Annotated in this window: 13 protein-coding genes and 2 pseudogenes; 1 reads left to right on the forward strand and 14 read right to left on the reverse strand. The window is 67.6% G+C overall.

Annotated elements, in window-relative coordinates; translation table 11 throughout:
- Nucleotides 1-9: 9 nt before the first annotated feature.
- The 9 genes and pseudogenes from cpaB to WT16_RS09320 form a co-directional block, all read right to left on the reverse strand.
- Nucleotides 10-1,050, reverse strand: coding sequence for a Flp pilus assembly protein CpaB (gene cpaB / locus WT16_RS09285; RefSeq protein ID WP_063533207.1), 1,041 nt, complete (start codon nucleotides 1,048-1,050; stop codon nucleotides 10-12).
- Between the two features lie 12 nt (nucleotides 1,051-1,062).
- On the reverse strand, nucleotides 1,063-1,542 hold the full coding sequence (locus WT16_RS09290; protein ID WP_006026642.1) for a prepilin peptidase: 480 nt from the start codon (nucleotides 1,540-1,542) through the stop codon (nucleotides 1,063-1,065).
- Between the two features lie 65 nt (nucleotides 1,543-1,607).
- The gene (locus WT16_RS09295) at nucleotides 1,608-1,799 is read right to left on the reverse strand and encodes a Flp family type IVb pilin (RefSeq protein ID WP_015601974.1); all 192 of its coding nucleotides are present in this window, start codon (nucleotides 1,797-1,799) and stop codon (nucleotides 1,608-1,610) included.
- A 294-nt stretch (nucleotides 1,800-2,093) separates the two neighbouring features.
- Nucleotides 2,094-2,288, reverse strand: a pseudogene (locus tag WT16_RS35555) (ABC transporter permease); the annotation flags it as partial.
- Nucleotides 2,289-2,439: 151 nt separating this feature from the next.
- Nucleotides 2,440-2,745, reverse strand: a pseudogene (locus tag WT16_RS09305) (transposase family protein); the annotation flags it as partial.
- Nucleotides 2,746-2,895: 150 nt separating this feature from the next.
- Nucleotides 2,896-3,639: a group II intron maturase-specific domain-containing protein gene (locus WT16_RS35560; RefSeq protein ID WP_348982099.1), complete on the reverse strand. Its 744-nt coding sequence runs from the start codon at nucleotides 3,637-3,639 to the stop codon at nucleotides 2,896-2,898.
- Nucleotides 3,548-4,285 (reverse strand): reverse transcriptase domain-containing protein, encoded by a 738-nt coding sequence (locus WT16_RS35565; RefSeq protein WP_348982055.1) that lies wholly within the window; start codon nucleotides 4,283-4,285, stop codon nucleotides 3,548-3,550. Before WT16_RS35565 ends, WT16_RS35560 begins: the two co-directional genes overlap by 92 nt.
- A gap of 551 nt (nucleotides 4,286-4,836) precedes the next feature.
- The gene (clpB, locus tag WT16_RS09315) at nucleotides 4,837-7,434 is read right to left on the reverse strand and encodes an ATP-dependent chaperone ClpB (protein ID WP_015600325.1); all 2,598 of its coding nucleotides are present in this window, start codon (nucleotides 7,432-7,434) and stop codon (nucleotides 4,837-4,839) included.
- A 202-nt stretch (nucleotides 7,435-7,636) separates the two neighbouring features.
- Nucleotides 7,637-8,134 carry an Rrf2 family transcriptional regulator gene (locus WT16_RS09320; protein ID WP_009912085.1) on the reverse strand — a complete coding sequence of 166 codons (498 nt, stop codon included), beginning with the start codon at nucleotides 8,132-8,134 and terminating at the stop codon, nucleotides 7,637-7,639.
- A 182-nt stretch (nucleotides 8,135-8,316) separates the two neighbouring features.
- On the opposite strand from WT16_RS09320, the gene WT16_RS09325 reads away from it, so the two are divergent.
- Complete coding sequence (locus WT16_RS09325) at nucleotides 8,317-8,868, forward strand: group III truncated hemoglobin (protein WP_063533209.1); 552 nt, start codon at nucleotides 8,317-8,319, stop codon at nucleotides 8,866-8,868.
- A gap of 152 nt (nucleotides 8,869-9,020) precedes the next feature.
- Here the strand turns inward: WT16_RS09325 and moaE are convergent, their stop codons facing one another.
- The 5 genes from moaE to WT16_RS09350 all read right to left on the reverse strand — a co-directional run bounded on the left by moaE (nucleotide 9,021) and on the right by WT16_RS09350 (nucleotide 14,249).
- A complete protein-coding gene (gene moaE, locus WT16_RS09330; protein WP_009912084.1) occupies nucleotides 9,021-9,509 on the reverse strand; it encodes a molybdopterin synthase catalytic subunit MoaE in 489 nt (162 codons plus the stop codon).
- Between the two features lie 10 nt (nucleotides 9,510-9,519).
- Nucleotides 9,520-9,777 carry a molybdopterin converting factor subunit 1 gene (moaD, locus tag WT16_RS09335; RefSeq protein ID WP_009912081.1) on the reverse strand — a complete coding sequence of 86 codons (258 nt, stop codon included), beginning with the start codon at nucleotides 9,775-9,777 and terminating at the stop codon, nucleotides 9,520-9,522.
- 20 nt (nucleotides 9,778-9,797) lie between these two features.
- The gene (gene glp / locus WT16_RS09340) at nucleotides 9,798-11,036 is read right to left on the reverse strand and encodes a gephyrin-like molybdotransferase Glp (protein ID WP_006026221.1); all 1,239 of its coding nucleotides are present in this window, start codon (nucleotides 11,034-11,036) and stop codon (nucleotides 9,798-9,800) included.
- 425 nt (nucleotides 11,037-11,461) lie between these two features.
- On the reverse strand, nucleotides 11,462-12,913 hold the full coding sequence (gene thrC / locus WT16_RS09345; RefSeq protein ID WP_006026220.1) for a threonine synthase: 1,452 nt from the start codon (nucleotides 12,911-12,913) through the stop codon (nucleotides 11,462-11,464).
- Between the two features lie 7 nt (nucleotides 12,914-12,920).
- Entirely contained in the window at nucleotides 12,921-14,249 is a 1,329-nt protein-coding gene (locus tag WT16_RS09350; protein ID WP_015601717.1) for a homoserine dehydrogenase, read from the reverse strand.
- Between the last annotated feature and the right edge of the window lie 24 nt (nucleotides 14,250-14,273).

Genomic DNA, 14,273 nt, shown 5'->3' on the forward strand with positions numbered 1-14,273 from the left:
CGCCATCCGTCACGCCGCCGGCCGCGCGCCGCCGGCCGGCGGCGTCGCCGCTCCCGGCAACGGCGGCAGCGTCGGAATCGGCGGCACGCCGCCCGGCAGCGGCGCGCCCGCGCCCGCGCCCGCCGCGTCGTCCTGCTTCGAGCCGTGATAGACGATCACGCGCCGCTCGGCCCCCGCACGCGCGGCGCCGCCGCGGCGCGGCGGCGCGGCCGGCGCCTCCGCGCGCAGCGCGCGCGACACGTCGCCCGCCCATACCGGCGGCGCGGGCGGCTCCGCAAACGCCACGCCGCCCGCGCCGCGATCGCTCGTCGCGAAGCTGCGCAGCGCGAGCGACAGCGCGCCCAGATGCGCGCCGACCGTGATCACCTGCGCATCGTGCGAGCTCACCTCGAACGTCACCGTGCGCGCGCGCGTGTTCGGCTGCGCGGCGTCCTCCTTCGGCCGCTGGAACGCGGAGCCGACCGCGAGCACGCGCACGCGCGCGGCGATCGTCTCCGATTCGACCGCGCGCTCCGGGTCGGCCGGCGCGCCGCCCGGCGCGGCGAGCTGCTGCGTGAGCAGCACGTCGACGTAGTCGCCCGGCTCAATGAGGCCGGCATTGCCGGATACGTCGTCGATCGCGACCGAGATCGCACGCATGCCGGGCTTGAGCGCGGCCGCGAGAAAGCCGGGCGCGCTCGGCAGGATCACGTCGGCCGGGCCGAGCGGCGCGCCCGCGCGCACCGGATGGCGCAGCAGGTCGCCCTTCAGATCGCCGGCTGCGGCAACGCTCGCGTCGATGGCCACGTTCGCAGTCTTGGCGTCGCTGCGCACATCACCTTCGATCAACGCGCCGGCGGGCGCGTCGCCGCGCGCCATCGTCTTCCAGCCGAGATCGGCGTCGCGCAGCAGCAGGCCCGCCGGCAGATCGGCGGCCGCGACGCGCACGCGCACCTGTTGCGGCGGCGCGGCCGGGCGCGGCTGCGACGCCGCCACGTATAGCGCGCGAAACAGGAACGCGCCGACCACCGCGACGAGCATCAGGCCGGCGAGCTTGAGAAAATGGGACATGTCGGCCGCCTGTCATCCGAGACATGCGGGCAGCCGGCAAGCGGCCGGCGCCCACACGGCGAAAAGGCCGCCCGCCGCGAGCGCGACCCCGTACGGGACGCCGCGCGCCGGCGCGAACCACGCGAGCGCGCGCGGCGCGCGCGCGGCCGCGATGCAGACGGCGCCGACGGCGAGACCGCCGACGCCGATCGCGAACGCGACCGGCCCCGCATGCGCGGGACCTGCCCACAGAAACACCACGGCCGCGAGCTTGACGTCGCCGCCAGCGATCCAGCCGATGCGGAACATCGCCGCACCGAGCGCGAACGCGGCCACACCGAGCGCCGCATGCGCGGCGAAGCCGCCGTCGCCCGGCGCGCCCGCGAGCGCCAGCGCGCCATACAGCGCGCCGACGATCGCGACCGCGAACGTCGCGAGCCGCCGCGCGCGCAGATCGGCGAGCGCGAGCGACGCGAGCGTCCAACTGGCGACGAGCTTGAGCGAGAGAATCATGGGCGTTCGTGAAATCGGGGAACGCGGCCGGCGCGCCACGGCGAGCGGCGCCGGCCGGTTCGTCGTCAATGGCCGTTGGTTTGTACGCTCGTCACCTTGGTGATCATGTTCTGGAACAGGTTCGGCAAGCCGGAATTGCCGCCGAAGATGGCACCTGCCGCAGCGACTGCCACCACCACGATGCCGGCCAGCACTGAATATTCGAGTGCGCTGACCCCGCGCTCGTCGCGCAAAAGCGATTGAATGAAACGCAGCATGAGAGTCTCCTGAAAGAACGGCTGCATGATCGAAGCGCCGTGGGCACGACGCTGGAAAGCTTGACTTTCCGTACCGCTTAACGGGCGCGACGCAAACGTTCCACAGTGGGACTAACCCTCGTTCCCTCAATTTGCTTTGGGATCCGATGAAAGCCTCGAAGGCAAGGCGAAATGCACCCGTCAGGTTTCACCGTTGCCCGCTCAATCGAATGAAGAAACGCGCGGGCGAACGGCGGGTGATCCGCGGTTGATCGTTCGGTATCCGGAATGAATGGCGGGATTCGGCTGATCGCTTTACTGCGCGTGCACGCCCCAGCGCCTGACGGTTGCGCGTTCAAGCGCGTCGAACACGCCGTGCTCGACGACGAGCCCGATCACGATCACCGCGGCCAGGCCGGCGAACACGCGATCCGTGTAGAACTCGTTGCGGTTCTGGAAGATGTACCCGCCGAGCCCGCCGCCGCCCGCGCTCGCGCCGAACGCGAGCTCACAGCAACGCGAGCGGCAACAGCAGATCGTTGTCGATCGCGCGCGCGGCGATTTCCCATGCGGCGATCAGCGCGAGCGCGACCGATGTCTTGCGCAGCCACTGCGCGTCGCGCAGGCGGTGCATACCGCGCAGGCGCGCGAGCACCGCCGCTCGCTGGTAGCGGCCCAGCCAGTCAAGCTTCTCCTGCCTCGGCCTGCCGCAGCGTTTGCACCAGACCCGGCGACGGGGGACATGCAGTACCACCCGATACTCGAACAGCGGCAGATCACGCACCCGCCGCACCGTCGTTTCATGAATCTGCTGGCAACGCGCTGCGCATTGCTCGCAGTACATCACCTTGCTGACCAGCTTCAAGTACAGCGACAGCGTGCGGCTATCGCCCTGCGGCCACTCCACCCGCTCCAGCCGATAGCCTGTCCAGCAACCCAGTGCCTGAAGTGCCTTGCGATCGAGCAATTCTTCCTCCTGACCTCCATAAAGTCACGCGTCAGGTTACGCAATCGCCCTACAAGGCTCCACGGTTTTCTGCGATGAAATCGAGTAGGGTGAGGGGTTACCCCCTCAGCCCTCTCACACCACCGTACGTGCGGTTCCGCATACGGCGGTTCAGTTAATGCTCTGGAGGCGATCCACCGTCCGACGGATCGAGACCAGTCCCCGTGCATCGAAGTAGGCATTGGGTAACGCCTGCTTCAAATGGTGAGAACCGGCGTTCCACCAAGGTCCTCGCCCGTTCACGCTCGATTTCCATGCCCGCTCCGGGCGTAGGCCCAGTGCGATCATGTTGCGCTCTCGGGTTCGGGGGCGCTTCCACTGCCGCCAGATCAGGCAGCGCAAACGCCTTCGCAACCATCCGTCCAGCCCCTCCAGCCGCTTGTGCTGCTGGCTGAGCCGGAAGTAATTTGCCCACCCCCGTAGGACCGGGTTGAGCTTCCGGATCGTCTGCTCAAGGGACCCGCTTCTTCCCTTCAACGTCAGATCCCGCACCCGCGTCATCAATCGCTTGATGCTTTCCGGTGCAATCCGGATCTGTGCTTGACCCAACCTCACCGCCACCCGGTATCCCAGGAACTTCCGCGTGCTCGGCCGCGCCACCGCACTCTTGGCCTCGTTCACGCGCAGCTTCAAGACCTTCTCGAGATAGGCCCTGATTCTCGCCATGACGCGCTGTCCTGCTTGTTGGCTGCCAACGTAAATGTTGCAGTCGTCAGCGTACCGGCAGAACGCCAGCCCTCGGCTCTCCAGCCTCCGATCCAGATCACTCAGCAATATATTCGACAGTAGCGGGGACAGCGGGCCGCCTTGCGGCGTGCCCTCCGTCCTCGCACGCGTCACGCCGTGCGCCATCATCCCCGCTTCGAGGAAGCGGCGAATCAGCTTCAGCGTCACTTTTGTCTTTTACATGCCTCGCAACCCGGCCCATCAGCACATCATGGTTGACTCGATCGAAGAACTTCTCCAAATCGATATCGACCACCCAATGCCGACCACCCTGAACATAGGCTTGCGCCTGACGCACCGCGTCCAACGCACTCTTGCCCGGTCGGAATCCGTAACTACTCGCCGAGAACGTCGGCTCCAAGATCGGTTGCAATACTTGGTGCAGCGCTTGCTGGATCAGTCGGTCCACCACGCTTGGCACGCCCAGCGTCCTCACCCCGCCTTGCGGCTTCGGTATGTCCGCCCGGCGTACCGCCTGCGGTACGTACCGCCCTTCCAGCAGCGCCTGCTTCACACTCGGCCAGTGCATCTTGAGCCAGTCACCAAGGCCTTCCACGCTCAGCCCATCTACCCCGGCTGAACCCTGGTTCCTCAGCACCCGGCGGTATGCTCGCCTCATGTTGCCGCGTTCCACGACGCGCTCCATCAGCGCGTCGCCCTCCGATTTCGTTTGCCCAGATGTCGCCGTGCCCGTCTCCGCACCCCGCACGCAGCCCGGTGGCTTCCGGCCACCCCTCGCGTGCTCGGCCACTGTCTCCAGCGCTTCTGCATCCATAACAGGCTTCGAGATCATCCGTCCTACTCTCGGCATTCACTGTTCCGGCCTTCGGTCCCGGTCCTCTTCGGCTCTCCGCCTTCGCCTTGACCTACTATGCCTTCTGCTGACTTCTGCTTCCGCGTCCCGCCGCCTCTCGACCTCGGTAGCTGGCCTTACCGCGCCAGCACAGAAACAGATCTCCCCGGGTATTGCGCACTCACCTTCACGCTTATGCCTGTCGGATCTACGTAACAACGTCGGTGCAAGTTTCGGGCTTCGGTGAATTGGGACACCTTACCCAGTCGCTACGCCTCATATCCGCTTCCTGTTCGTCAGGCCAGCGCTTTGCCTCCCAGCTTCCTTCAGACTCCCAGTCACCCGGGAAACCCTTGCCTTCGGCTAACTCTTCCCCTTGCCGGGCGAGTAGAGGACTTTCACCTCCCAGTGAGTGCGCCCTGCCGGGCGCACCCGATAAAAAAACACCCCGCTCGCGAGCGGGGTGTTTTGCTTTCACGGGCCGGAGCCGGCCGTGAGACCGGGCGGCGAACCGCCCAGCCGAGCCGCGGCGCTCAATGCACGACGCGCTCGAACATGAACCTGCCGTCCTGCACGTCGACCGGAATCACGTCCTTCGGACCGAAGCGGCCCGCGAGGATGAGCTTCGCGACCGGGTTCTCGATCTCCTGCTGGATCGCGCGCTTGAGCGGCCGCGCGCCGAACAGCGGATCGTAGCCGACCTTGCCGATCTGCTCGAGCGCGGCCTCCGACACGTCGAGCGCCATGTCGAGCTTCGCGAGCCGGTCATGCAGGCGCGCGAGCTGGATTCTCGCGATCGCCTGGATGTTGCTGCGGTCGAGCGAGTGGAACACGACGACGTCGTCGATCCGGTTCAGGAACTCGGGGCGGAAGTGCTGCTTGACCTCGACCCACACCGCGTCCTTGATCTCTTCCTGCGACGCGCCCGACATCGACTGGATCAGTTGCGAGCCGAGGTTCGACGTCATCACGATCACCGTGTTCTTGAAGTCGACGGTGCGCCCCTGCCCGTCCGTCATCCGGCCGTCGTCGAGCACCTGCAGCAGCACGTTGAACACGTCCGGGTGCGCCTTCTCGATCTCGTCGAGCAGGATCACGCTGTACGGCTTGCGGCGCACGGCTTCGGTCAGATAGCCGCCCTCCTCGTAGCCGACGTAGCCGGGCGGCGCGCCGATCAGCCGCGCGACGCTGTGCTTCTCCATGAACTCGCTCATGTCGATGCGGATCAGGTGCTCTTCCGAATCGAACAGGAAACCGGCGAGCGCCTTGCACAATTCGGTCTTGCCGACGCCCGTCGGGCCGAGGAACAGGAACGAGCCGTACGGACGGTTCGGATCGGCGAGGCCCGCGCGCGAGCGGCGGATCGCGTCGGCGACCGCGTCGATCGCCTCGTTCTGGCCGACCACGCGCTCATGCAGCTTCTCTTCGATGTGCAGCAGCTTCTCGCGCTCGCCCTGCATCATCCGCGACACCGGAATACCCGTTGCACGCGACACGACCTCGGCGATTTCCTCCGCGCCGACCTGCGTGCGCAACAGGCGCGGCCGCGTCGGATTGTGCTGCTCGCTTTCCTCCGCCTGCGCGACCTGCTTCAGGCGCGCCTCGAGCTGCGGCAGCTTGCCGTACTGCAGCTCGGCGACCTTCTCGAGCTTGCCTTCGCGCTGCAGCCGCGCGATGTCGGCGCGCACCTTGTCGATCTCTTCCTTCAGTTGCGCGCTGCCCTGCACGGCCGCCTTCTCGGCCGTCCAGATCTCTTCGAGATCCGCGTACTCGCGCCCGAGCCGCTCGATTTCCTCCTCGATCAGCGCAAGACGCTTTTGCGACGCCTCGTCCTGCTCCTTCTTCACCGCTTCGCGCTCGATCTTCAACTGGATCAGACGGCGATCGAGCCGGTCCATTTCTTCGGGCTTCGAATCGATTTCCATCTTGATCCTGGACGCGGCCTCGTCGATCAGGTCGATCGCCTTGTCGGGCAGGAAGCGGTCGGTGATGTAGCGGTGCGACAGTTCCGCCGCGGCGACGATCGCCGGATCGGTGATCTCGACGCCGTGGTGCAGCTCGTACTTCTCCTGCAGCCCGCGCAGGATCGCGATCGTCGCTTCGACGCTCGGCTCGTCGACAAGCACCTTCTGGAAGCGGCGCTCGAGCGCGGCGTCCTTCTCGATGTACTTGCGGTATTCGTCGAGCGTGGTCGCGCCGATGCAGTGCAGCTCGCCGCGCGAGAGCGCCGGCTTGAGCATGTTGCCCGCATCCATCGCGCCTTCGGCCTTGCCCGCGCCCACCATCGTGTGGATCTCGTCGATGAAGACGATCGTGCGGCCTTCGTCCTTCGCGATGTCGTTGAGCACCGCCTTCAGGCGCTCCTCGAACTCGCCGCGATATTTCGCGCCGGCAAGCAGCGCCGCCATGTCGAGCGACAGCACGCGCTTGTTCTTCAGCGTCTCGGGCACTTCGCCGTTGACGATCCGCTGCGCGAGCCCTTCGACGATCGCGGTCTTGCCGACGCCCGGCTCGCCGATCAGCACCGGGTTGTTCTTCGTGCGGCGCTGCAGGATCTGGATCGAGCGGCGGATCTCGTCGTCGCGGCCGATCACCGGATCGAGCTTACCCGCGCGCGCGCGCTCGGTCAGGTCGATCGTGTATTTCTTCAGCGCCTCGCGCTGGCTTTCGGCGTCCTGGCTGTGCACCTGCGAGCCGCCTCGCACGGCGGCGATCGCGGATTCGAGCGCGCGGCGGGTGAGCCCGTGCTGGCGCGCGAGACGGCCCGCGTCGCCCTTGTCGTCGGCCACGGCGAGCAGGAACATCTCGCTCGCGATGAACGTGTCGTTGAGCTTCTGCGCTTCCCTGTCGGCCTGGTTCAGCAGGCCCGCGAGCTCGCGGCCGACCTGGATGTCGCCGCCCGTGCCCGTCACCTGCGGCAGGCGCGAGATCGCTTCGTTGAGCGCGCCTTGCAGCGCCTGGATGTGCACGCCCGCGCGCGACAGCAGCGAGCGCGAGGAACCGTCCTGCTGCGCGACGAGCGCGGCCAGCACGTGAACGGGTTCGATGTATTGGTTGTCGCGCCCGGCGGCAAGACTCTGCGCGTCCGAGAGCGCCTCCTGGAATTTGGTGGTGAGCTTGTCGATTCTCATGAATGAGACCTCCAATTTGCGAATAGCAACCAAATGAGGATGGTTATCCGCCTTTCAAGCCGGTTTTTTATTGAGGCACAGCAAAGGGACGCGTCACGCGAAGCGCGTGGCGGCGATGGGAACGAAGCGCGGCGAGCGGCGCGGCCGGCGCACGTGAGGAGACCACTGGGAAAACCGCCCACGCAGCGCGGGCGGCGCGTCTTCAGCCGACGATGGTCGCGGCCGCGCGGACGTCGGCCGCGGACACGATCCGCACCGGCGTGAGGCCGAGCAGCGTCGCGAGTTGGGACGCCGGCTGCGCGAGCTCGCCGATCGTATGCTTGTCGAGCTCCGCGAAGAACGCTTCGCGAGCCGCCACGAACACGCCCTTGAGCCGGCACACGGACTGGATCACGCAGTTGCGGTGCGATTCGGCTTCGCCCGCGAAGCAGCCGACGAGCGCGAAATCGTTTTCGGTCTTGCGCACGACTTCGCCGACGGTCAGCGTCGCGGACTGGGCGTTCAAGCGCAAGCCGCCGTTGCGGCCGCGCACCGTCTCGATCCAACCAAGCTCGCCGAGCTGCTGCACCACTTTCATCAAATGGTTCTTCGAGATGCCGTAGGCATCCGAAATCTCCTGGATCGTCGACAGGCCCTCGCCTCGGACTGCGAGGAACAACATGACGCGCAAAGAGTAGTCGGTGTAGTCGGTTAGTCTCATTACGAAGTAGATGTTGTGTCAGTGCGACCGGCGCTCACGCAAACATCGCGCGTCTGCCATTGCCGATCGGACGGCCGCGTCATAAGATGCATGCCGTCAGCACTTTTATTGAGAGAGTGGCCGTTTAATATTGTGCGACAAAAACGCACCCACGTGCTGCCGTATTACCCGGCCCTTTTTAGATGACCCAAGCTTTTTCCGCCTCATCCGCCGCTGCGGCGCCGGCGCGCGACGCCGAACCGACGCCGGAGAACATCCGCGCGCTCGTCGACGCATTCTACGATCGCGTGCGCGACGATGCGCTCCTCGGCCCCGTGTTCGAAAGCAAGCTCGCCGGCCGCTGGGACCAGCACCTGCCGAAAATGGGCGAATTCTGGTCGAGCCTCGTGCTCGGCACGAAACGCTACCGCGGCAACGTGCAGGCCGCGCACCAGCCGCTCGACGGCCTCGAACCCGTCCACTTCAGCCGCTGGCTCGCGCTGTTCCTGAAGACCGTCGAGGCGCGCTACGAGCCCGCGGCGGCCGTGCGCTTCATGGAGCCCGCGCTGCGGATCGCGCAGAGCCTGCAACTGAGCCGCTTCGGCTGGGATTACCGGATTCCGGCCGAGCAGCAGGCGATTCTCGATCTGATCGCGCCGAAACGGCCGGCAGACGACAACGCGCACGCGCGCCAGCCGCGCGGCGAGCCGTTTCCGGCGAAGATCGTCGGCCGGACGGCGCACGACGATACGTAAGCGCGTGACCGCGCCGGGCGACCGGCGCTTCAGCGTCGAAATCAACGTACTCACGAACGCCCTGATTCAAACGGCGCTCTCCCGCAGGCGTCGGCGACACGAAAATTGGCGAACGATCATTTGCCGAACGGTCCCGAACGCAGGAAACCTCGCTATCCGCGCTTCTCGCTCCCCGCGTTCCCCGATTCGACGCCCCAACGCGCGAGCGCCGCGTCGTCGGCGCTGCGCGCGTCGACCCAGCGCTCGCCCGCAGGCGTCTTCTCCTTCTTCCAGAACGGCGCCTGCGTCTTCAGGTAATCCATCACGAACTCGCACGACTGGAACGCGTCGCCGCGATGCGCGGACACGGTCGCGACGAACACGATCTGATCGAGCGGACGGAGCTTGCCGACCCGGTGGACGATCGCGACGTCGATGCCCGGCCAGCGCGCGATCGCATCGTCCGCGATCGCGGCGAGCGCCTTCTCGGTCATCCCCGGATAGTGTTCGAGCTCGAGCGTGTCGACCTGCTCGCCTTCGTTCAGATCGCGCACCGTGCCGACGAAGCATGCGACCGCGCCCACCTTTGGATTGCGCGCGCGCAGCGCCGCGATCTCGGCGCTCACGTCGAAATCGTCGGCCTGCACCCGTACCGTCGCCATCGCCGCCTCCTCAGCCGCCCGTCACGGGCGGGAAGAACGCCACCTCGCAGCCGTCGGTGATCCGCGTGCCGGCATCCGTCATCGTGTGGTTGCACGCCATCCGCAGCGCGCGCCCCTCGGCGAGCGTGTCCGCCCATGCGCCGCCGCGCGTGCGCAGCCACGCGCGCACGTCGCCCACCGTCGCGACGCCGTCCGGCACCGTCACTGTCTCGCTCGCGACGCCGAGCGCTTCGCGCACGCTCGCGAAAAACTTCAGTTCGATCTTCATCGTCACTACACCGCCCGGCTTCAGCCGAGCAATTCGGAAAAAGGAATGAAACGCACCGTCTCGCCCGCGCTGATCGCGTGGTTGGGCGGATTATCGATCAGGCCGTCGCCCCATACCGTCGATGTCAGCACGGCCGAGCTCTGGTTCGGAAACAGGTCGAGCCCGCCCGCCGCGTTCACGCGCGCGCGCAGGAATTCATTGCGGCGGTCGGCCTTGTTCTGCGTGAAGTCCGCGCGCAGCGACACCGCGCGCGGCGCGACCTGCGTCACGCCCGCGATCCGCAGCAGGAACGGCCGCACGAACAGCAGGAACGTGACGAAGCTCGACACCGGGTTGCCCGGCAGGCCGACGAAATACGCTTCGCCCGCGGCCGCCCTTCCCGCCGCGCCGTCTCGCCGGATCGCGCCGAACGCGAGCGGCTTGCCCGGCTTCATCGCGATCTGCCACAGCGCGAGCCGGCCTTCCGCCTCGACCGCGGGCTTCACGTGATCCTCGTCGCCCACCGATACGCCGCCGCTCGTCACGATCACGTCGTGCTCGCGCGCCGCCTCGCGCAGCGCCATGCGCGTCGCGTCGCGCCGATCCGGCACGATGCCGTAGTCGGTCACGTCGCAGCCGAGCCGCTCGAGCAGCCCGCGCAGCGTGAAGCGGTTCGAGTTGTAGATCGCGCCGGGCTTGAGCGGCTCGCCCGGCATCGTCAGCTCGTCGCCCGTGAAGAACACCGCGACCTTCACGCGCCGCGTGACCGCGAGCGACGCGCAGCCGACCGACGCGGCAAGCCCCATCGCCTGCGGCGTCATCCGCGTGCCGGCGGGCAGGATCACCGAGCCGCGGCGGATGTCCGCGCCCTGCGCGGTGATCCATTCGCCCGCCGTCGGCGTATGCAGGATGTCGATCTCGTCGCCCGCCTCCTCCGTCTGCTCCTGCATCACGACCGCGTCCGCGCCGGCCGGCACGGACGCGCCCGTGAAGATGCGCGCGGCCGTGCCCGGCGCGAGCGGCCCGGCCGGATGACCCGCGGGAATCCGCTGCGACACCGGCAGGCGCCGCTCGCCGCGCGTCAGGTCCGCGATCCGCACCGCGTAGCCGTCCATCGCGCTCGTGTTCATCGGCGGCACGTCGAGCGGCGACACCACGTCGGCCGCGAGCACGCGGTTGAGCGCATCGAGCGTCGGCACGGTTTCGGTTTCGGCTCCGGTTTCGGCGAGCGGGCGCGCCGCCGCGAGGAGCGCCGCCAGCGCATCGGCCGTCGACAGCATCGGCGCGCGCGGCGTCTGGGGATTGGGGTGGGACATCGTCGATTGATATGTTGACCGGATGGCGACATTGTAGCGACGCCTCCGCGCGGATGTGGGCGACCGATCGCAGCGATGATCGCGCGCGGCGGATCGCGCATGCGCAATCGATCGCCTGAAAAGAAAAACAGCCCGATCAACGTGTGCCGATCGAGCTGTTCGGTCCGGCCGCCCCGCTCGCCGATACGGCAGCGCGAGTCGGCACGGAATGGGTCTGACGATTGCACGTCGCGGCCTTTGCCGCTGGTCCCGCCGATCGGCCGATATCGCACCGCACGATGGCCATGCGGCGCAGCAGCGCGCGTCACGGCGTCGCACCCCGGTGACTTCGCGCAACGCGGCGACCGACAACGGCATCGCACGCGCCGCCCGCCGCATTCGCCGGCGCGTCACGCGCCCGTATGCGCGGCGATGAAGTCCTTCACCTGCTGAGCGTTCGCGCCGACGACCTCGAAGCGCTGCGGCAGCGCCTCGAGCCCGTCGAACGCGGCGGGCCGCGACGGCTCCCGCCCGAGCGCTTCGCGGATCGTCTCGCCGAACTTGATCGGCTGCGCGGTCTCGAGCACGACCATCGGCACGCCCGGCTGCAGATGCTCGCGCGCGACCTTCAGACCGTCGGCCGTGTGCGTGTCGATCGTCGTGCCGTAGCGCCCGAACGCGTCGCGGATCGTCGCGAGCCGGTCCGCGTGCGTGCTGCGGCCCGACACGAAGCCGAACTCGGCGACGCGCGCGAAATCGCCGCTCGCCGCAAGATCGAAGCCGCCCTTTTGCTCGACGTCGCGAAACAACTGGACGACGCGCGCCGGATCGCGGCCGAGCAGGTCGAACACGAAGCGCTCGAAGTTCGACGCCTTCGAGATGTCCATGCTCGGGCTGCTCGTGTGATACGTGTCCTCGGCGCTGCGCACGCGGTACGCGCCCGTGCGGAAGAACTCGTCGAGCACGTCGTTCTCGTTCGTCGCGACGACGAGCTTCGCGATCGGCAGCCCCATCATGCGCGCGATGTGGCCCGCGCAGACGTTGCCGAAGTTACCCGACGGCACCGTGAACGACACGCGCTCGTCGTTGGACTGCGTCGCCGCGAAGTAGCCCTTGAAGTAGTAGACGACCTGCGCGACGACGCGCGCCCAGTTGATCGAATTGACCGTGCCGATCTTCTGCTGCGCCTTGAACGCGTGATCGTTCGACACGGCCTTCACGATGTCCTGGCAGTCGTCGAACACGCCCTGCACCGCGAGGTTGAAGATGTTCGGGTCCTGCAGGCTGTACATCTGCGCGGTCTGGAACGCGCTCATCTTCTGGTGCGGCGACAGCATGAACACGCGCACGCCCGCTTTGCCGCGCATCGCGTACTCGGCCGCGCTGCCCGTGTCGCCCGACGTCGCGCCGAGGATGTTCAGCGTTTCGCCGTGCCTCGCGAGCGTGTACTCGAACAGGTTGCCGAGCAACTGCATCGCCATGTCCTTGAACGCGAGCGTCGGGCCGTTCGACAGCTCGAGCAGCGCGACGGGCGCGCCGTGCTCGACGCCGAGCGTCGTGAGCGGCGTGATGTCGGCCGCGTTCCCGCCGTGGCGCGTGTGGCGGTAGACATCCGCCGTGTACGTGCGGCGCGTGATCGCGCGCAGGTCGTCGGCGGGAATGTCGTCGCAGAACTTCGACAGGATCTCGAACGCGAGATCCGCGTACGGCAGCGCGCGCCAGCGCGCGAGCTCGTCCGCGCTCACCCGCGGATACTCGCTCGGCAGATAGAGCCCGCCGTCCTTCGCGAGGCCGCCGAGCAGGATGTCGGAGAACGTGTGGCGCTCGCCGATGCCGGCGCCACGCGTGGAGATGTAATTCATGTCGTCCTCAGTTGAGCGCTTCCATGCGCAGCTTCGTGACCTTCGACACGACCGTCGCGAGCGATTCGATGCGCGCGATCGCCGCGTTGACGTTCTTCTCGATCGTCTCGTGCGTGATCAGGATGATGTCGGTCTCGCCGTTCGCGTCGTCGACCTGCTCCGACTCCTTCTGCAGCAGCGCGTCGATCGAGATGCCCGATTCGGCGAGAATGCGCGTGATGTCGGCGAGCACGCCCGTCTGGTCGGCGACGCGCAGGCGCAGGTAATAGCCGCTCGTCACCTCTTCGATCGGCAGGATCGGCGTGTTCGACAGGCTGTCCGGCTGGAACGCGAGGTGCGGCACGCGGTGCTCGGGGTCCGCCGTGTGCAGGCGCGTAACGTCGACGAGATCGGCGACGACGGCCGACGCCGTCGGCTCCGCGCCCGCGCCCTTGCCGTAGTACAGCGTCGTGCCGACCGCGTCGCCATGCACGACGACCGCGTTCATCGCGCCCTCGACGTTCGCGAGCAGGCGCTTCGCGGGAATCAGCGTCGGGTGCACGCGCAGCTCGATGCCGCGCTCGGTGCGGCGCGTGATGCCGAGCAGCTTGATCCGGTAGCCGAGCTCTTCCGCGTAGCGGATGTCGGTCGCGGCGAGCTTGCTGATCCCCTCGACGTACGCGCGCTCGAACTGCACCGGCACGCCGAACGCGATCGCGCTCATGATCGTCGCCTTGTGCGCGGCGTCGACGCCCTCGATGTCGAAGGTCGGATCGGCTTCCGCGTAGCCGAGCTCCTGCGCGGCCTTGAGCGCCGTCGCGAAATCGAGGCCGCGGTCGCGCATCTCCGACAGGATGTAGTTCGTCGTGCCGTTGATGATGCCCGCGATGTACTGGATCCGGTTCGCGGTCAGCCCCTCGCGCAGCGCCTTGATGATCGGAATGCCGCCCGCGACGGCCGCCTCGAACGCCACCATCACGCCCTTCTCGCGCGCCGCCTCGAAGATCTCGGTGCCGTGCACGGCGAGCAGCGCCTTGTTCGCGGTCACGACGTGCTTGCCGTTGGCGATCGCGCGCAGCACGAGCTCGCGCGCGATGCCGGTGCCGCCGATCATCTCCGCGACGATCGCGATCGACGGATCGTCGACGACCGCGTTGAAATCGTCGCCGATCGACACGCCGCCCGCGTCGCCGTCGAGCGCGGCGAGCGCCTTCGCGGGATTGCGCACCGCGACGCGCGCGATCTCGATGCCGCGCCCGGCGCGCCGCTTGATTTCTTCCTGGTTGCGGCGCAGCACCTTGAAGGTGCCGCCGCCCACCGTGCCGAAGCCCAACAGGCCTACTTTGATCGGTTCCATGCTGCGTGTGGTCTATTGAATGAA

This window comes from Burkholderia sp. MSMB1589WGS (assembly GCF_001636105.1).
GTDB classification, from domain to species: Bacteria; Pseudomonadota; Gammaproteobacteria; order Burkholderiales; family Burkholderiaceae; genus Burkholderia; species Burkholderia humptydooensis.